The following is an 18,620-nucleotide window of genomic DNA, read 5'->3' as shown; positions in this document are numbered from 1 at the left end:
GCTCCGCACTGACCACGCGATAGCTTCGGGATCAGTCCAATCCGCAACGCACTCGATGCCGGCCAAAGGGGGATGTGTCAGTGACCTTAAAGGCTCTGTCACCAGAGGAACGTTCCGATGCCTTGGAAAAGGCAGCGAGAGCCCGGGCAAGACGGGCTCTCGCGAAGGAACAGCTCAGGTCGGGCGAACTCAGCATTGCCCGGCTGATCAAGTCGGCGCAGACTGACGAGGCTATCGCCCGCATGCGTGTTTCCGAGCTGATCGAGGCTGTCCCAGGCATTGGCCCGGTCCGGGCGGCGGCCATCATGGCGGAGATTGGAATCGCCCCTTCACGCAGGCTCAGGGGCCTGGGAATTCACCAGTCCCGGTCGCTGATAGATTTTATGGAAGACAAATACAGCGTTTAAAAAGAAGTGCAGCCTCTCCACGAAGGACGATGTGAGCAAGAATCCGGGACTGACCGTCCTCGCAGGCCCCACTGCCGTTGGCAAGGGAACAGTATCCACGTATATCCGGGACAATTACCCCGAGGTCTGGCTGTCGGTTTCAGCCACCACCCGTGCTCCGCGGCCGGGGGAGACAGACGGTGTCCACTACTTCTTCAAGTCCGCCGAGGAATTCGACGCACTCGTTGAGGACGGCCAGCTGCTTGAGTGGGCCGTCGTCCACGGAAAGAACCGCTACGGCACGCTGCGCAGCACCGTGGACGCTGCCATCTCCGAAGGCAGGTCCGTGCTGCTGGAGATCGATTTGCAGGGCGCCCGCCAGGTCAAGGCGGCAGTTCCGGACGCCAACTTCGTCTTCCTTGCTCCGCCCAGCTGGGACGAAATGGTCCGCCGCCTGGTGGGACGCGGCACCGAAACTCCGGAGGAACAGCAGCGGCGGCTGGAAACCGCTAAACTGGAACTTGCCGCTGAACCGGAGTTTGACCACACCGTCATCAATGACGACGTACGCCGGGCAGCGGACGAGCTTGTTTCACTCATGGGGCTTACCCCGCACCAGCGCTAAGCGCTAGCACTTGTCAGCCCGTTAGAATTTGGAGAATTCGTGTCCACGAACCTTGAAGGCATCATCAACCCGCCGATCGACGAGCTGCTTGCTGCTGCCGATTCAAAGTACGGCCTGGTGATTTTCGGCGCCAAGCGCGCGCGCCAGATCAACGCGTACTACGCACAGCTGCACGAGGGCCTCTTCGAATACGTTGGCCCGCTGGTCGACACGAAGCTGAACGAGAAGTCGCTTTCCATCGCCCTGCGCGAGATCAACGAAGGCCTGCTGGTTTCCACTCCCATCGAGCCCGCAGAGTAAAACAGACTGCCTGTTGACGGAGGTCACGTGCGCATAGTCCTCGGAGTCGGGGGAGGGATCGCAGCCTACAAGGTTGCATCGCTCCTCCGGCTTTTTACTGAGGCCGGACACAATGTCACGGTCATTCCCACGGAGGCCGCCAACCGGTTTGTCGGCGTGGCTACATGGGAGGCCCTCTCGGGCAATCCGGTGAGCAACAGCGTCTTTGACGACGTGGAGAAGGTCAACCACGTCCGTCTCGGTCATGAGGCGGATCTCATCGTGGTCGCCCCGGCGACTGCCGACCTGCTGGCCAAGGCAGCAACCGGCCAAGCGGGGGATCTGCTGACCAATACACTCCTGATGGCCCACGGCCCGGTGCTTTTCGCTCCCGCAATGCACACCGAAATGTGGCACAACCAAGCCACCCAGGCGAACGTGGAAACACTGCGCAGCCGGGGCATCACCGTCCTGGAACCCGCAGTGGGCCGGCTCACAGGCGCGGACTCCGGGCCAGGCAGACTGCCCGAGCAGGAAGCCATCTTCGCAGCCGCTATGGCTTTGGTCGACGCCTCCTCGCCCTCAACCCGGCTTGCTGGCCCGAAACCCCTGGCCGGGCGCACCGTCACGATCTCCGCCGGCGGCACCAGGGAGTCCCTGGATCCAGTCCGGTTCCTTGGGAACAGGTCCTCAGGCAAGCAAGGTGTTGCGCTGGCCGCCGCGGCCCTTGACGCAGGCGCCCACGTGAGGTTCCTCGCTGCCCACATGGAAGTACAGGCACCTGCGGGCGTCGAGCTGATCCAGGTTGAATCCGCATTGGAGCTCCGTGACGCCGCGCTGGAAGCCGCCGTCGGCTCCGACGTCGTGATCATGGCCGCAGCCGTCGCGGACTTCCGCCCCGCCGAAGTTTCAGACACGAAAATCAAGAAGGTCAACGGCAACGACGCCCCCGTGGTGCGCCTCGTGCAGAACCCGGACATTCTGCATGAGCTGGTGGTACGTCGCGACGCTGAGGCATCCACGCAGTTGATCATCGGATTTGCGGCCGAAACCGGGGACGAGGACGGCAACGTCCTGGAGCACGCCACCGCCAAGCTCAAACGCAAAGGCTGTGACCTTTTAGTGGTCAACCAGGTAGGCGTCGGGCGCGTGTTCGGCCAGGACCAGAATTCTGTGATCATTCTCTCCGGCCATGGCGCGGCGCCGCAGTCGGCGGCAGGTTCCAAATCCGACGTCGCCGCCGCTGTTATTGACCGCATCAGCACTGAACTGAGCCGGGTACACCCGGCCAGCTAGGCGCCGGGTGAGGCTCATTGCTTAGCTGGTCCATCCTTAGCATAGGGACATACGGCGGAAGCCGGCCGCCCCCAACCGAGTAAGGTAGTCGAGTGACTTTACCGCTGCACCATGAATCCCACGGCATCCCGTCCAAGCTCCGGCTCTTCACCTCAGAGTCGGTCACGGAAGGGCACCCGGACAAAATCTGCGACCAGATCAGCGACGCCATCCTCGATGCGCTCCTGGCCGCAGACCCTGAGTCGCGCGTGGCTGTTGAAACCATGGCCACCACAGGCTTGGTGCACGTAGCCGGTGAAGTCACGACGGATGCGTATGTTGAAATCCCGCAGATCGTCCGCGAGACCATCCTCGGCATCGGTTACGACTCGTCGGCCAACGGCTTCGACGGCGCCCGTTGCGGCGTGTCTGTCTCCATCGGACAGCAGTCCAACGACATAGCCGGTGGCGTCTTCAATTCGCTCGAAGCCCGCGAAGGCCGCCAGGAGGACGACTACGACCTCCAGGGCGCCGGTGACCAGGGCATCATGTTCGGCTACGCGAGCGACGAGACCCCGTCCTACATGCCGACGCCCATTTGGCTCGCCCATCGGCTGTCCGAGCGTCTCACCGAAGTCCGCAAGAGCGGCGAACTGGCCTACCTCCGTCCTGACGGCAAGACCCAGGTGACGGTCGGATACGACCGCGACCGTCCGGTTTCCGTTGAAACGGTGGTCATCTCCAGCCAGCACGCCGAAGGGACCCACCTCGATCGCCTGCGCGCCGATCTCGCCTCGCACGTGATCGAGCCCGTCCTGGCTGTGTCCAACCTGGACATCTCCCACGTCGCGAACATCCTGAACCCGGCCGGTGCCTTCGTCATCGGCGGTCCCGTCGGCGACGCCGGGCTGACAGGCCGCAAGATCATCGTTGACACGTACGGCGGCATGGCCCGCCACGGCGGCGGTGCCTTCTCCGGCAAGGATCCGTCGAAGGTGGACCGCTCGGCGGCCTACGCGATGCGCTGGGTAGCGAAGAACGTCGTAGCCGCAGGCTTGGCCAAGCGGGCCGAAATCCAGATCGCCTACGCGATCGGCCAGGCGCGCCCAGTAGGCACGTACGTCGAAACCTTCGGTACCGAGACTGTCGACCCGGCCAAGATCAGCGAAGCGATTGCGGAGATCTTCGATCTCCGTCCGCGCGCCATCATCGACGCTCTCGACCTCAAGCGCCCCATCTACGCAAAGACCGCGGCGCATGGCCATTTCGGCCGCGACGAGCCGGACTTCACGTGGGAACGATTGGACCGCGTGGACGAACTGAAAGAATTCTTCAACGCCTGACTTGGCTGCTCCAGCCAGAGCCGGCATTGTCGGTGGTGCCTGCTTGGATTGCCCCAAGGCATCCGGCACTCCAGGGAGGTGACAAGCATGAGCGATGGCTCGCTGCTTCCGTTTGCCATGGCGTTGCCTTCGCCGTCCCATCAGCCGTCCTTGTTGCAAGGCTTCCCTTCGCGCGGGAGCGACGTCGCCGGGCCACCGCTCGCGGCGAACAATCCGGTGGCACGGGTCCTGATCGAATCATCCTTGCCGCATCTCGACAGGCCTTTCGACTACAGCGTCCCGGCCGAGTTGGACGGGAGCGCCCTGGCAGGCGTCCGGGTCAAAGTCCGCTTCAGCGGCCAGGAACTCAACGGCTACGTCCTGGAGCGCATGGAATCGTCAGAAGCCGGGCATGGCCTGACTCCGCTTCTCAAGGTGGTTTCAGCCGTTCCGGTGCTGACTCCTGCGTTGCTGGAGCTTGCCTCCAGTCTCGCGGCCCGCTATGCCGGGACGCTGAGCGATGTCCTCCGCACTGCCATTCCGCCCCGTGTCGCGCGCTTGGAGAAGCAGTTCCTGTCCGGCGATTCCCGCCTGGACGAACCTGACGAGCCGGACACCCCGGACGGGCATGGCACCGCTTCCCAGGGCTCCGCGTCCCAGGCCCAAGCGGCGTGGGCTTCCTACACAAACGGGACGCCCTACCTGCAACACCTGGCCGGGGGTGGCTCACCCCGCGCCGTCTTGACTGCAACCCAGGGTTTTGGAACCGCCGGCTGGCCCGGGCTTGTGGCGTCTGCGGTGGCGGCAGTCCGCTCCTCAGGGCGGGGTGCCGTCGTCGTCGTTCCCGACTACCGTGATCTCGACCGCATGGAAGCGGCCCTGCGCGCTGTCCTGCCGGCAGGGGACGTCGCGCGGTTGACGGCCGACGACGGCCCGACACCGCGGTACCGAAGCTACCTTCGGCTCCTCAGCGGCGCGGCAAAAGTGGCAGTCGGCACCCGCTCGGCAGCTTACGCTCCGGTGCAGGACCTGGGGCTGGTGGTGTGCTGGGACGACGGCGACGACCTCCACATTGACCAGCGCGCCCCCTACGCCCACACCCGGGAAATCCTGCTCTTGCGTTCCGAACAGGAATCAGCGGCGTGCCTCATGGCTGCGCACACCCGCAGCACCGAACTTCAGCGGCTTGTTGAGGGCGGCTGGGCCGTGCCAGTGGAAGCCCCCCGGCCGCTGGTCCGAGCCAGCACGCCCCGGGTGCTCAATACAGCTGACAGCTTCGAGCAGGAACGCGACCCCCTGGCAAAGATCGCACGCTTGCCCGGCGCCGCCTGGCGGGCCGCCAAAGAGGGACTGGAACGCGGACCCGTCCTGGTACAGGTGGCCCGGGCCGGCTACGCCCCATCCCTTGTCTGCGAGGATTGCCGCGAAACCGCCAGGTGCAACAACTGCCAGGGCCCCCTCGCGATCGCCGGACAATCGGCCCTGCCGCAGTGCCGCTGGTGCTCCACCCCGGCCCCGGAGTGGCGCTGCCGCCATTGCGGCGGAGGCCGTCTTCGCAGGGGGGCCGCCGGTGTGCTGCGGACCGCGGAAGAACTAGGCAGGGCTTTTCCAGGCAAGGCCGTCGTGACGTCTTCGGGGGACCAGGTCAAAGCCACGGTGTCCGATGCCCGTGCCCTCGTGGTGGCAACCGTGGGCGCTGAGCCGATCGTAAGCGGCGGCTACGCGGCGGCGCTGCTCCTGGATGGCAATTCGCTCCTGCGCAGGGAGAACCTGCGCGCCGGGGAGGACACAGTGCGGCGATGGTTCAACGCTGCAGCCCTCGTGCGGCCCGCGAATGAAGGCGGGCTCGTGATCATCACTGCCGACGACACAACCGCGACGGGTGCCCTGTTGCGCTGGGACCCTGCGGGATACGCCTCCCGCGAGCTCGCACTGCGGCAGGAACTCCAGTTGCCCCCCGCAGTCCGGATCGCGTCGGTGACGGGCAAGCGCGCCGACGTCGTGCACTTTACCGAAAGCCTGGCCGAAAACATCCAACTCCGCACCGCGGGCCCCGCGCCGGTCTCCCTCACGCTGTCGGCGCAGCGTGCAGTGGAACAGGAGCGCGATCCGGACGTCCGGACACTGATCTTCATTCCTTATGCCCAAGCAGGTGTTGCCACCCGTTCCATGCGGGCAGTCAAAGCCGCCAGTGCGGCGAAGCGAACCTCGGGACCGGTGCAATTGCGGCTCGACGGCGTCGACGTCCTCTAGCGCCGCTTGCGGCTGCGCATCGTAACGATCTCTTCGGCCACGGCCAGCAGTTGGCGGGCCGATTCGTCCCAATTGAATTCAGCCGCACGTTCCACGGAGCGGCGTGAGCGCGTCTGCCACAATTCCGCATCTTCAAGGGCTTTCACTGCCGCGGCAAATTCGCCTGGCGATTCGGAGTGCACATAGCTCACGACGTCCCCGCCGACCTCACGGAAGATGGGAGTGTCACTGGCGATCACGGGAGTGCCAAGAGCCATCGCCTCGACCAGGGGCAGCCCATAGCCTTCCGCTTTGGACAGGCTGACGAGGGCGGTGGCCCGGACCAGGAGGGAGTCGTATTTGGCATCCGTGACGCCGTTGTGGAACTCGACCTTCGCGCCCGGCGGCACCAAGGGCTCCAGCTCGGCCCGGCGCTGGGGGGTGATCCTGCTGAGCAGATGCAGCGTGAATCCGGGCAATTCGGCCATTCCCTGGATCATGGTTTCCACATTTTTGTAGGGCATGAACGAGCCCATGTAGAGCAGGGACTTCTCTGCGCCGGCTGCCGGATCGCGCGGCGTCTGGCCCGGCTGTGGCGCGTTGCCGACGATCCGGACCGGGCGGCGGGTCAAATTGAACTTCGCCATGAGCGACTCGGTGGTGTGGCTGATGGTGGCAACGATGTCGGCCCGGTTGAGAAGCAATCGCTGCGGCCAGTAGGCCTTGTGGTAGAGCCGCCAGAGCAGCCGGATCGGTGCGGGCAGGAAGCCCGGAGGGGCCGGGTGCTCATAGTAGATGAGGTCGTGCAGGGTCAGGACAAGCCCGTACTTGCGGCCCCAGGTGCCCATGGTCTGCATCGGGCAAACCACGACATCGGCCCCGAGCTTGTTGACTTCGCGCGCCACGAACAGTTCGCGGGGGGACAACGGGCTGCTGATGTGAACGTAGGGGACATCAGGGAGGAGCGCCAACTGACGCTTGTCGCTGATGAGCATCGTGACATCCGCGATCTTGGACGTCGCAGCAATGAGGCTCGATCCGTAGCGGCTGATCCCGTCATGATGGTCCGTGCGGGTAAAGCGGGCATCTATGACGATTTTCACGCGGGGTGTTCCTCCAGGAAGCTGCGGATGGCGGCGGCCGCCGGCGCCGGTGTCTCGTAGTGGATCAAATGCCCGACGTCGGGAATCACTTCCAGCGCGCCGTCCGGGAGCATCTCCAACAGCTTGTGCTGGTCGCGGAGCAGGGCGATCTCGTCTTTCTCGCCGGCCACCAACAACACGGGAAGATCCAACTGCCCGGCGACCTCGGCCACATGGCTGGACACCGAAGCCCGGAAGGACTCCAGGAGGCTCGCCCGGTCGGCGAACGCGGAGAAGTACGCATCGTGCTGGCCATGGACAAAGGCCCGGAGTTCCTTGTCCCGGGTCTTGGCCATCGCCGCGCTCATGACGCGGACAACGAGGCGGCTGCGCAGGACGGCGAGTCCCAGCCGGCGCGGGAGCTTGGCGGAGACCTGGTAGTACAGGACTGCCAGCTTAGTCATGAGGCCTTTGGGCCCTTCAAGCGCGGGAGCAGCGATGGGATTGACCAGGATCAGCGGACGGATGGCGCCCGGATTCGCGGCGGCGAAGTGGCTGGCGACAATGGATCCGAAGGAGTGCCCCAAGAGAACTGTGTCCGGTCCGAGACCCAGGGCCGCCATGAAACTTGTGATGAACTTCCCATAGCGTTCCACGGTGTGGGGGTCCCCGGCGAAAGGTTCCGAGCTGCCAAAGCCGGGAAGGTCGGGCATGATGACCCGCATTTCCGGCAGGTGGTCTACGACGCGGAGCAGGCCGTGGTGGTCGCCGCGGAAACCGTGAATGACCAGTATGGTCCGGGTATCCGCGGTCACCTTGACCGGTTCGTAGCACCAATAGGCAACGTTACTGCCGTCGAGGTCGATGTCCGAGGCACTCGTCCGGGAGGCCAAGGCCTTGCTGAAGAACTCGCGTGGGGAGGCTGGTGCGGGTTCGGGGGAGTGGTTGGTGTCCACTTGTTCCATTCGGCAGGTCCTAGTTGACGTTGTCCGGGTGTGACCCGGTGCGGTGGTGGCGTTCGAGGGCGGCCAGGCCATCCATGTCGTCGGCATCGAGCTCGAAGCCGAAGACATTGAAGTTCTCCTGGATGCGTGCCGCGGTGCTCGCTTTCGGAATGACGATATTTCCCAGCTGGAGGTGCCAGCGGATGATGATCTGCGCAGGTGTCTTTCGGTATTTGTCCGCGAGCGCCCGGACGGCCGGATCCTGAAGGACCTGGCCCCGGCCCAACGGGCTCCACGCCTCTGTGCGGATGCGCAATTGCTCGTGGAGGGTCCGGAGCCGGGTCTGCTGCAACCAGGGGTGCAGTTCAATCTGGTTCACCGCCGGGACCACTTCGGCTTTTTGCATGAGTGCTTCGAGGTGGGCTGGCTGGAAGTTGGAGACTCCGATCGCGCGCACCCGGCCTTCGCGGTACAGGGTTTCCATGGCCCGGTAGCTTTCCTGGAACAAGCCGCGCCCTGCGCAGGGCCAGTGGATCAGGTACAGGTCGACGTAGTCGAGGCCGAGATTGGCCATGGAGGAATCGAAGGCGCGGAGCGTGGAGTCGTAGCCTTGGTCGTCGTTCCAGAGCTTGGTGGTGACAAAGACGTCTTCGCGGGAGAGACCGTGGGTGCCCTCCCCGGAGCCTCCCGTGTTGCTGTCCACGCCGGGCGGGGGTATGACCGCACTGCCGAGGCCGCGGCCGACCCCGGTCTCATTGCCATACATGGCGGCTGTATCGAAGTGCCTGTAGCCGGCGCCCAGCGCAGTGGCGACCAAAGACGTGGCGTCCGCCGGCGGCACCTTGTAAAGCCCGAACCCCAACTGGTCAATCAAGACACCGTTGTTCAGACTGAGCCTAGGCGAGGGTTTCATAGCCAAGACTCTACCTACCTCGATGCCGGGAATGTTTCAGGGTCCTCCAATTATTCAGGAAGGGCTGCCGAAACTGACCAGGCGCTTCGCCGTGGCCTCGTCCAGGATCAGATCTGTTGCCAGCCTCGCTTTGAGTGCTCCGCGAAGTCCGTTGATCTTGGATGCACCCGAGACGACGCAGATCCGGCGACGGACCTGCCTGAGTTGCTCGTGGCTTGGGCCGGTGGACCGCTCGTTCAGGGTGATGCCGTCGGAAGAGCCGTCGGCTCGGAAGAAGACGGTGGCAACATCGCCCACGACGTCCGAGCTGGCCAGCAGATTCAGGTCTGTTTCATCGAGGTAGCCGCCTGCGTAGACATGGCTGGGATAGTCCGAATGCACCGAGCCGACACCGAAGATGGCGATGCTCATCCTGGCTTGGAGGTCGAGCACGCGCTGGACGCTGCGCTCATTCCACATGGCGATCTTGGTGGAAGCGTGGTCGAAAAAGGCGGGCACCGGGAACTGTTCCACCCGCGCACCGTAGGCGATGCCGAAACGGCGCATGATGTCGCTGGCGTAGGTGATCCCGGTGGTCTGCATGTTGCCGGCACCGTTGAGCTGCACGATGGTGCTGCCGTGCGTGATCTTGCGCGTCAGGTGCCTGCTGACTGCACTGATGGTCGCACCCCAGGCCACTCCGATGATGGCGTTGGAATCGACCAAGGGACCAATGGTCCGTGCGGCCTGCGTCGCCACCCGGTCTAGGGTTTCCGCCTCGTTCAAGGTGTCCAGGACGGGCACCACGTGCACATCGACGCCGTAGTGGTTGCGGATCATACGTTCCAGTTCGGGGGCGGAATCCAGCGGACTGCGGATCTGGATCTGGACCAGTCCCGACTCGCGGGCCGAGGACAGCAACCGGGAGACCGTCGAACGCGAGGTCCGAAGCTCGCGGGCTATGGCGTCCATGGTGAGGTCCTGGAGGTAGTACATCTGTGCTGCCCGGAGGGCCTCAGAATGTCGTGATCGTGGCATCTCAATTCCGTTCTGCACGTTTGTGCAAGTAGCTTGATTTCATTTTCCATTCTTTCGAAGAATAGTTGTGCAAGGTGCGACGTCAAGTGATGCAGCGCACACACCAAAGCCCAAGGGAGCAGTTTTGGGATACACCAGCAATTCCGGTTCCGCAGCAGGATCACCCCGTCGGACCTCGGTTTCGGCACTTCGCGAACGGCCGCAGGCCCAGGTGCTGATCATCGGTGGCGGCATCAACGGCGTCGGAACCTTCCGTGATTTGGCACTGCAGGGAGTGGACGTCGCCCTCGTGGAACGCGGCGATTACTGCCAAGGCGCCAGCGGAGCGTCATCCCACATGATCCACGGCGGCATCCGCTACCTCGAGAACGGGGAATTCCGCCTCGTTCAGGAATCGGTGGTCGAGCGCAACCGGCTTTTGAAGATCGCTCCCCATTACGTCAAGCCCCTGCAGACGACCATCCCCATCTTCAGCACCTTCTCCGGAATACTTTCCGCCCCCACACGCTTCCTCACGCACAAGCAAGGCAAACCGAAAGAACGCGGCGCCTTTCTCATCAAGCTCGGACTGAGCATGTACGACTTCTTCTCCCGCGACGGCGGCAGCGTCCCCCGCCATCAGTTCCGTGGCAAAGAGAAGGCCTTGGCTGAGTTGCCGCGATTGCACCCCGGAATCAAATACGCAGCCACCTACTTTGACGCCTCCGTGCACAACCCGGAGCGCTTGACGCTCGATGTGCTGCAGGACGGCGAAAAGGCGGGTATCGGAAGCGGCTTGCCGGGCGGCAGCGCCAGGGCCAGCAACTACGTGTCCCTTGTCTCAAAGGCTTCAGACGCCGATTCAGCCGGCGCTGTTTTGCTGCGCGATGAACTCACGGGCGAAGAATTCAGCTTCCAGGCCGACGTGATCGTCAACACCACCGGCGCCTGGGTGGACCTCACCAACGAGGCAATGGGTGCCGCGAGCCGTTTCATGGGCGGAACCAAGGGCTCCCACATTGTCCTGGACCACCCGGAATTGCTCGCAGCGTGCGGCGGCCGCGAGATTTTCTTCGAACACACGGACGGGCGGATCGTGCTGATCTACCCGATGGGTGACCGTGTCCTGGTCGGCACCACCGACGTCGAGGCCGACATAGCCCAGGATGCAGTGTGCACCGAAGCCGAGATTGACTACTTCTTCGACCTCGTCGGCCACGTCTTCCCCTCCATCAAGGTCGAGCGCAGCCATATCGTGTACAGCTTCGCCGGCGTCCGGCCGCTTCCGCGCCACGATGACACCCAGCCGGGCTTCGTATCCCGCGACTACCGCATCGAGCGAAGCGAGCGGAAGGCCTCCGATACGGCGGCCGCCCAAGGCGGCAAGGCCGCCGTCGTACTTTCATTGATCGGCGGAAAGTGGACCACTTTCCGGGCCCTCGCCGAACACCTGAGCAACGACGTCCTCCGCGAACTGGGCATGGAGCGGAAGACCTCGACGGCGAAGCTCGCCATCGGAGGCGGCCTGGGTTTCCCGGACAGCGAAGACGGGGTCCAGGACTGGGTCAAGACGCACATGGCCCCCGGTCTCGGTGCCGATCGGGTCAGCGGCCTGCTGACCCGCTACGGCACCCGCGCCAAGGACGTCATCGCCTACCTCAAGGCAGGCGAGGACCGGAAGCTGCGCTCCACGAACGAGCTCAGCGTCCGGGAGCTCGAGTTCATGGCCCTCAACGAACAGCTCGGGCACCTCGTGGATGTCCTCATCCGCCGCACCTCGCTGGCCTTCCGGGGCCTCGTGACCGGGGAGCTCCTGAACGAAATTGCCGAAGTCCTCGCCACGCAGCTTGGCTGGGATTCAGCGAAGCGTGAAGCGGAAATCCAACATGCACAGGAGGTGCTTCTACGTTTTCATGGCGTGACTGTTCACAGCCTCGTCGCATGAACGTAATGTACGTCACATCAGCTTGATTGTTCCGGCCAAGAAGCCTGGACACAAGGGTTGCGGTCTTCCGCTCCGCAAGGGAGGACCGCAATCGGGACGGCGCTAACAGACGCCGGCCCAACGGCCCCCACAAAACCTGCAGGGCTGACAACAGAAGAAAATGAGGAGTCAAAGATGTCTCTCGGAATTGTTTTCCTTTCCGAAGTGTTCGGAACCGGAATGCTTACCCTGCTTGGTTGCGGCGTTGTGGCAAACGTCGCTCTGAAAGGCACGAAGGGTAACAACGGCGGGTTCCTGATGGTGAATTTTGGCTGGGGCATCGCTGTGTTTGCCGGCGTATACGTGGCGGCTATGTCCGGCGCGCACCTGAACCCGGCCGTCACGCTTGGCCTCTTGGTTGACGGCAAGGCCGAGTTCGCCCCGGGTGTCGCCGTGAGCGCGGCATCCACGTTCACCTACTTCGGTGGAGAACTGACCGGCGCCTTCCTCGGCGCCATCTTCGCGTGGCTCGCCCACAAGCAGCACTTCGACGCCGAGCCGCTGGCAGCCAGCAAACTCGCGGTGTTCTCCACCGGTCCGGCTATCCGCTCATACCCTTGGAACCTTGTCACCGAAATCATCGGCACGTTTGTGCTGGTGTTCGTGATCCTGACCTTCGGCGGAACTCCCTCCGGCCTGGGACCGCTCGCGGTGGCATTGCTCGTCGTCGGCATCGGCGCGTCCCTTGGCGGCCCGACGGGCTATGCGATCAACCCCGCCCGTGACCTCGGTCCGCGTATCGCCCACGCTATTCTGCCGATCAAGGGTAAGGGCTCCAGCGACTGGGCCTACTCCTGGGTTCCGATAGTCGGCCCGCTCCTGGGTGGAACCATCGCCGGACTCGTCGCCCACTCAATACCGATCATGGCCACCGTCGCCAAGTAGTAGACCGCTCAGCACCTATCCCGCATCCACACCAAAGCAAGCAGACAAGGACGTCAAAATGTCGCAATACGTCATCGCCATTGACCAGGGAACCACCAGCTCGCGTGCCATCGTGTTCGATCACTCGGGAAACATTGTTTCCTCCGGCCAGATGGAACACGAGCAGATCTTCCCCCAGGCCGGATGGGTGGAACACAACCCGGTGGAGATCTGGGACAACGTCAGGGAGGTCGTCGGCTCTGCGTTGTCCAAGGCCAACCTGACCCGGCACGACATCGCTGCCGTCGGCATCACCAACCAGCGCGAAACCGCCGTTGTGTGGGACAAGAACACTGGCGAGCCGATCTACAACGCGATCGTCTGGCAGGACACGCGCACACAATCCATCGTGGACGAACTGGCCCAGGACGGCGGCCCCGAGCGCTTCAAGCAAAAGGTCGGCCTGCCCTTGGCCACCTACTTCTCCGGCACCAAGATCAAGTGGATCCTGGACAACGTCGAAGGTGCGCGAGCCAAGGCTGAAGCCGGGGACCTCATCTTCGGCAACACCGACTGCTGGGTCCTGTGGAACCTGACAGGCGGCGTGGACGGTGGCGTACACGCCACGGACGTCACCAACGCCTCACGCACCATGTTCATGGACCTCGACACCTTGCAATGGGACCAGGACATTCTGGACGCGTTCGGCGTGCCGGCGTCGATGATGCCCGCCATCAAGTCCTCCTCCGAGGTGTACGGCACGGTCCACACCTCGCAGCTGCTGCGCGAAGTGCCCGTCGCAGGCATCCTGGGCGACCAGCAGGCGGCAACCTTCGGCCAGGCGGCGTTCCAGGCCGGCGAGGCCAAGAACACCTACGGCACCGGTTGCTTCCTGATCTTCAACACGGGCGAAGAAATCGTCCACTCGAAGAACGGCCTGCTGACCACGCTCGGCTACAAGCTGGGCGACGCCAAACCGCACTACGCACTGGAAGGGTCCATCGCTGTCACGGGCTCACTGATCCAGTGGCTCCGCGACAACCTCGGCATAATCAGCTCCGCTCCCGAAGTGGAGACGCTGGCGGCAGGCGTCGAGGACAACGGCGGCGTCTACATCGTGCCCGCATTCTCCGGCCTGTTCGCCCCGTACTGGCGCGCAGACGCCCGCGGTGCCATCGTTGGCCTGACCCGTTTTGCCAACAAGGGCCACATCGCCCGCGCGGCCCTGGAGGCCACCGCCTTCCAGACCCGCGAAGTGCTCGACGCCGTCAACGCGGACTCGGGCGTTCCGCTGACCGAGTTGAAGGTCGACGGCGGCATGGTCGCCAATGAGGCGCTCATGCAGTTCCAGGCCGACATCCTGGGTGTGCCCGTGGTCCGTCCGAAGGTCGTGGAAACCACGGCCCTGGGTGCCGCCTACGCGGCCGGCCTCGCCGTCGGCTTCTGGAAGGACCTCGGCGAACTCAGCTCAAACTGGGGCGAGGACAAGCGCTGGGAGCCACAGCTTCCGGCCGAAGAGCAGGAGCGGCAGATGCGCCTGTGGAAGAAGGCAGTGACCAAGTCCATGGATTGGGTGGACGAGGACGTTAAGTAGGCCTCACGCTTACTGTTCGCGCCGCACCTAAGTTAGGGGCCGCCTCACCTGTTTCGATGGGGCGGCCCCTGCCCCGCCCGCCGAGTTAGTTGTGCTCGCCCCGAAAAGGGGCCAGTAACTCCCGCCCGCCCGCTTCGCGGTGCCCACCACACCATGGCGGGGAGTCACCGGCCCCTTTTCTCAGGGGGCTGCTCGCCGACGCGAAGTGCGGCCTCCCTCAACCTTCACCTACTCGCGGCGTCTGTAGCGTGTTTGCACACAACACATAACAAAGCGGTAAGGTGGCTTTATGCGTGCGATCCTTCTGCTTAGCTAGCCGCCCGGTATACGTCGATCTAAACCATCGCGAACCGAGCGGCCGCCCCTCCTTGCCGAGGGGCTTTTGTGTGTCCGGGACCTTCCGGGCCCGGAGCAGGAGGCAAAACCGTCATGGAAGAACAGAAGAGGGCAGCAGTGAGCGTTCAGCCGGAGACAGAAACCGGAGCACAGTCAACAGTGGCAGGCGAGACGCCCGAGGAGGGTGTCTACAGCTTCGCCTCAATGGAGGCCAAGTGGCCGCAGGTCTGGGAAGATCTCAAAGTCTTCACTCCTGTTGACGACGGCTCCCGCGAGCGGCGCTACGTCCTGGACATGTTCCCCTACCCATCTGGCGACCTCCACATGGGCCACGCCGAGGCCTTCGCGATGGGCGACGTCGTGGCGCGGTACCTTCGCCAGAAGGGTTTCGACGTCCTGCACCCCATCGGCTGGGACTCCTTCGGCCTGCCGGCGGAGAATGCCGCCATCAAGCGCAACGCACACCCCAGCGAGTGGACGTACGCCAACATCGATACGCAGGCCGCATCGTTCAAGCGTTACGCCATCTCTGCCGATTGGTCCCGCCGATTGCACACTTCGGACCCGGAGTACTACCGCTGGACGCAATGGCTATTCAAGCGCTTCTACGAGCGCGGGCTGGCCTACCGCAAGGATTCCCCGGTCAACTGGTGCCCGAAGGACCTGACCGTCCTGGCGAACGAACAAGTGGTCAACGGCGCGTGCGAACGCTGCGGGACCCCTGTCACGAAGAAGTCCCTGAACCAGTGGTACTTCAAGATCACCGACTATGCCGACCGTTTGCTGGACGATATGTCCGAGCTCCAGGGGCACTGGCCAGAGCGTGTGCTCGCCATGCAGCGCAACTGGATCGGCCGCTCCGAGGGTGCACACGTCCGGTTCGCGATCGAAGCCACGGACGGCCGCGCCGAGCGCGAAGTCACCGTCTTCACCACCCGCCCGGACACCCTGTATGGCGCAACATTCTTCGTCGTCGCCGCGGACGCGCACCTGGCGCTGGACCTGGTCACGCCCGAACACCACGACTCCCTCATGGCCTACCGCGAAAAGGTCAAGGCCCTGTCGGACATCGAGCGCCAGTCCACTGAGCGCGAGAAGACCGGCGTGTTCACCGGCCGCTACGCCGTCAACCCGCTCAACGGTGAAAAGCTGCCCGTGTGGGCAGCCGACTACGTGCTCGCCGACTACGGCACGGGCGCCATCATGGCGGTACCCGCACACGACCAGCGCGACCTCGACTTCGCCCGCGCGTTTGACCTGCCGGTGCGTCCGGTCCTGAACACCGGCGGGGAAGACCCGGCGGAAACCGGTATCGCGACTGCGGGCGAGGGCACCCTGATGAACTCCGGCGAACTGGACGGTTTGTCCAAGGCCGAGGCCATCCCCGCAGCCATCGACATCCTGGAGAAGCTGGGCACTGGGGAGAAGTTCGTCAACTTCCGCCTGCGCGACTGGCTCCTGAGCCGCCAGCGCTTCTGGGGTACCCCGATCCCCATCATCCACTGCGCCGAATGCGGCGAGGTGCCGGTGCCGGACGATCAACTGCCTGTCAGGCTGCCGGAAAACCTGCGTGGCGAGGCGCTGTCGCCGAGGGGCACGTCTCCTCTCGCCGCGGCACTGGACTGGGTCAACGTCGAGTGCCCGAACTGCGGACGGGCCGCCCAGCGCGACACGGACACCATGGACACGTTCGTTGACTCGTCCTGGTACTTCCTGCGCTTCGTTTCCCCGCACTACACAGAGGGTCCGTTCGATCCGGCCAAGATCAACGACTGGATGCCGGTCGGCCAGTACGTGGGCGGCGTCGAGCACGCCATTCTGCACTTGCTCTACGCCCGCTTCTTCACCAAGGTCATCCACGATATGGGCATGCTCGCCGCGGACGAACCCTTCAGCGCCCTGCTCAATCAGGGGCAGGTCCTCAATGGCGGCAAGGCCATGAGCAAGTCCCTCGGCAACGGCGTGGACCTTGGCGAGCAACTGGACAAGTTCGGTGTCGATGCCGTCCGCTTGACCATGGTCTTTGCTTCCCCGCCCGAAGACGATGTCGACTGGGCAGATGTCTCGCCGTCCGGCTCCGCAAAATTCCTTGCCCGCGCCTGGCGCCTTGGCCAGGACGTCGCAAGCGACCCCGGCGTCGATGTCTCCACTGGAGACCGCGCGCTGCGCACCGTCACCCACAGGACCATCGCCGACGCCGCCGAGCTGTTGGACAACAACAAGTTCAACGTCGTGGTCGCCAAGCTGATGGAGCTGGTCAACGCGACCCGCAAAACCATCGACTCCGGTGCCGGTGGGGCAGACCCCGCCGTCCGTGAAGCGGCTGAAGCCGTGGCAGTCATCCTGAGCCTCTTCGCGCCGTACACAGCCGAGGACCTGTGGAACCAGTTGGGCCACCCGGCCTCCGTGGCGAACGCTGGCTGGCCCTCCCACGATGCCTCGCTTCTTGTCCAGGACACCGCGACGGCCGTCGTGCAGGTCCAGGGCAAGGTCCGCGACCGCCTGGACGTCTCGCCGGACATCAGTGAGGACGCCCTGCGCGAACTTGCCCTGGCCAGCGAAAACGTGCAGCGGGCACTCGATGGCCGCGGCATCCGTACGGTGATCGTGCGCGCGCCTAAACTGGTGAACATCGTCCCGGCATAGCCGGGAAACGGCCGCCGGCGCTTGCCGGCGGCCGGCCACCAGCTCCAGGAGGCTCCCTTGACGGACCGCGAACCACCCGCTTGGTTGTGGCTCAAGGAACGTTTGGCCCGCCTGCGCCAGTCCACGACGCCGGGCCGCACCGGAACTGAGCCGGCGCCCGTCGCCGTGCGCACCGCCGTCGTCACCGACTCGGCAGCCGCACTCCCGGCCGAATGGGTCAAGGCGTTCGTTGCCGACGGCCGCCTCGCCGTCGTGCCAATGCCGGTCCTGGTGGGCGAAGAGATCTACGGCGAGGGGGAAGACGACATCACCCAGACCCTCGCACTGGCCCTGGCGGCGGGATCGTCCGTGAAGACCTCACGTCCTTCGCCCGGCCAGTTCGAACAGGCCTATCTCGCCGCCCGGGACCGCGGCTTCGAAGCCGTCGTCTCCATCCACATTTCAGCAGGACTGTCCGGCACCGCGGACGCCGCAAGGCTGGCTGCGCAACGCGTCTCCATCCCCGTCGAAGTCATCGACTCCCGCACCGTGGGAATGGCGCAAGGCATGGGCGTCCAAAGCGCGCTCGTTGCCGCCGCAGACGGCCGTTCGGCAGCCGAAGTCCGTCACTTTGCCGAGGAGCGATTGGCCCGCACCAAGGTCTACTTCTATGTGCCGAGCCTTGAGCAACTGCGGCGCGGCGGACGAATCGGCACTGCCGCGTCGTGGCTCGGGACAATGCTGTCCATCAAGCCGATCCTCGCGGTCGACGACGGCAAGATCGTACCGCTCGAGAAGGTGCGCTCGGCTGCCAGAGCCGTCGCCCGGCTTGAAGAAATCGTTGCTGCCGACGTCAATTCCCGGCCAGTAGGGCAATCGCGGCTCGCCGTGCATCACTTTGGAAACCTGGCAGAGGCAGAGCGGCTCGCGGCCCGTCTTGGAGAGAAATGCCTCGGCTGCCCGCCTGCCCAGATCAGCGCCCTGCCGGCCGTGCTGGCGGCCCACGCCGGGCTCGGCGTTTTGGCCGTCGTTGTCGGGGAAAGCAGTACCCCTGGCGCCACGACGCTCCCTGCGCGGAGCCACCCGTAGCCGCGGGCAAGGTGCGCGGGCACACTCCCTGAGCGACGGCCTTATTTTGTCGTAGCCTCCTGGCAGAGTGTTTC

The 18,620-nt window shown here is 64.5% G+C and carries 15 protein-coding genes; 11 read left to right on the top strand and 4 right to left on the bottom strand.

Translation table 11 applies throughout. The annotated features are described in order from the left end of the window. Positions 1-80 precede the first annotated feature (80 nt). From mihF to ABD742_RS09970, 6 genes are all read left to right on the top strand, one after another. Positions 81-407: an integration host factor, actinobacterial type gene (gene mihF, locus ABD742_RS09995; RefSeq protein ID WP_234754221.1), complete on the top strand. Its 327-nt coding sequence runs from the start codon at positions 81-83 to the stop codon at positions 405-407. A 31-nt stretch (positions 408-438) separates the two neighbouring features. Then, a complete protein-coding gene (gene gmk, locus ABD742_RS09990; RefSeq protein ID WP_234754220.1) occupies positions 439-1,011 on the top strand; it encodes a guanylate kinase in 573 nt (190 codons plus the stop codon). A 39-nt stretch (positions 1,012-1,050) separates the two neighbouring features. Next, the gene (gene rpoZ / locus ABD742_RS09985) at positions 1,051-1,311 is read left to right on the top strand and encodes a DNA-directed RNA polymerase subunit omega (protein ID WP_028267125.1); all 261 of its coding nucleotides are present in this window, start codon (positions 1,051-1,053) and stop codon (positions 1,309-1,311) included. A 27-nt stretch (positions 1,312-1,338) separates the two neighbouring features. Beyond that, entirely contained in the window at positions 1,339-2,586 is a 1,248-nt protein-coding gene (gene coaBC / locus ABD742_RS09980; protein ID WP_234754219.1) for a bifunctional phosphopantothenoylcysteine decarboxylase/phosphopantothenate--cysteine ligase CoaBC, read from the top strand. A gap of 92 nt (positions 2,587-2,678) precedes the next feature. Then, entirely contained in the window at positions 2,679-3,908 is a 1,230-nt protein-coding gene (gene metK, locus ABD742_RS09975; RefSeq protein WP_234754218.1) for a methionine adenosyltransferase, read from the top strand. 87 nt (positions 3,909-3,995) lie between these two features. Next, positions 3,996-6,140, top strand: a complete 2,145-nt coding sequence (locus tag ABD742_RS09970; RefSeq protein WP_234754217.1) for a primosomal protein N' — start codon at positions 3,996-3,998, stop codon at positions 6,138-6,140. On the opposite strand, the gene ABD742_RS09965 is transcribed toward ABD742_RS09970, so the two are convergent. Genes ABD742_RS09965 through ABD742_RS09950 form a run of 4 tightly spaced genes read right to left on the bottom strand, consistent with a single transcriptional unit; the run spans position 6,137 to position 10,075 of the window. Further along, positions 6,137-7,222 carry a glycosyltransferase family 4 protein gene (locus ABD742_RS09965; RefSeq protein WP_234754216.1) on the bottom strand — a complete coding sequence of 362 codons (1,086 nt, stop codon included), beginning with the start codon at positions 7,220-7,222 and terminating at the stop codon, positions 6,137-6,139. The two genes, ABD742_RS09970 and ABD742_RS09965, sit on opposite strands and share 4 nt — an antisense overlap. Beyond that, positions 7,219-8,166 carry an alpha/beta fold hydrolase gene (locus tag ABD742_RS09960; RefSeq protein WP_234754215.1) on the bottom strand — a complete coding sequence of 316 codons (948 nt, stop codon included), beginning with the start codon at positions 8,164-8,166 and terminating at the stop codon, positions 7,219-7,221. Before ABD742_RS09960 ends, ABD742_RS09965 begins: the two co-directional genes overlap by 4 nt. 10 nt (positions 8,167-8,176) lie before the next feature. Beyond that, entirely contained in the window at positions 8,177-9,058 is an 882-nt protein-coding gene (locus ABD742_RS09955; RefSeq protein WP_234754214.1) for an aldo/keto reductase, read from the bottom strand. Positions 9,059-9,112: 54 nt separating this feature from the next. Beyond that, positions 9,113-10,075, bottom strand: coding sequence for a sugar-binding transcriptional regulator (locus ABD742_RS09950; RefSeq protein WP_234754213.1), 963 nt, complete (start codon positions 10,073-10,075; stop codon positions 9,113-9,115). 124 nt (positions 10,076-10,199) lie between these two features. Between ABD742_RS09950 and ABD742_RS09945 the strand changes: the two genes are divergently transcribed. From ABD742_RS09945 to ABD742_RS09925, 5 genes are all read left to right on the top strand, one after another. Further along, positions 10,200-11,999: a glycerol-3-phosphate dehydrogenase/oxidase gene (locus ABD742_RS09945; protein WP_234754212.1), complete on the top strand. Its 1,800-nt coding sequence runs from the start codon at positions 10,200-10,202 to the stop codon at positions 11,997-11,999. Between the two features lie 174 nt (positions 12,000-12,173). Further along, positions 12,174-12,923, top strand: a complete 750-nt coding sequence (locus ABD742_RS09940; RefSeq protein WP_234754211.1) for an MIP/aquaporin family protein — start codon at positions 12,174-12,176, stop codon at positions 12,921-12,923. Positions 12,924-12,981: 58 nt separating this feature from the next. Continuing rightward, positions 12,982-14,496, top strand: coding sequence for a glycerol kinase GlpK (gene glpK, locus ABD742_RS09935; protein ID WP_234754210.1), 1,515 nt, complete (start codon positions 12,982-12,984; stop codon positions 14,494-14,496). Between the two features lie 453 nt (positions 14,497-14,949). Further along, entirely contained in the window at positions 14,950-17,478 is a 2,529-nt protein-coding gene (gene leuS / locus ABD742_RS09930; protein WP_234754269.1) for a leucine--tRNA ligase, read from the top strand. Positions 17,479-17,535: 57 nt separating this feature from the next. Continuing rightward, positions 17,536-18,546, top strand: a complete 1,011-nt coding sequence (locus ABD742_RS09925; protein ID WP_234754209.1) for a DegV family protein — start codon at positions 17,536-17,538, stop codon at positions 18,544-18,546. Positions 18,547-18,620: the final 74 nt, after the last annotated feature.

The sequence above is a fragment of the Arthrobacter ramosus genome (genome assembly GCF_039535095.1).
In the GTDB taxonomy this organism is placed as follows: Bacteria; Actinomycetota; Actinomycetes; order Actinomycetales; family Micrococcaceae; genus Arthrobacter; species Arthrobacter ramosus.
This window is presented reverse-complemented; position numbering and strand designations above follow the sequence as displayed.

Bases quoted from the DNA above. Each gene is read 5' to 3' on its own strand.
- glpK (WP_234754210.1), top strand. From the start codon at position 12,982: ATGTCGCAATACGTCATCGCCATTGACCAGGGAACCACCAGCTCGCGT.
- ABD742_RS09950 (WP_234754213.1), bottom strand. From the start codon at position 10,075: ATGCCACGATCACGACATTCTGAGGCCCTCCGGGCAGCACAGATGTAC.
- ABD742_RS09970 (WP_234754217.1), top strand. From the start codon at position 3,996: ATGAGCGATGGCTCGCTGCTTCCGTTTGCCATGGCGTTGCCTTCGCCG.
- ABD742_RS09940 (WP_234754211.1), top strand. From the start codon at position 12,174: ATGTCTCTCGGAATTGTTTTCCTTTCCGAAGTGTTCGGAACCGGAATG.
- ABD742_RS09955 (WP_234754214.1), bottom strand. From the start codon at position 9,058: ATGAAACCCTCGCCTAGGCTCAGTCTGAACAACGGTGTCTTGATTGAC.
- ABD742_RS09960 (WP_234754215.1), bottom strand. From the start codon at position 8,166: ATGGAACAAGTGGACACCAACCACTCCCCCGAACCCGCACCAGCCTCC.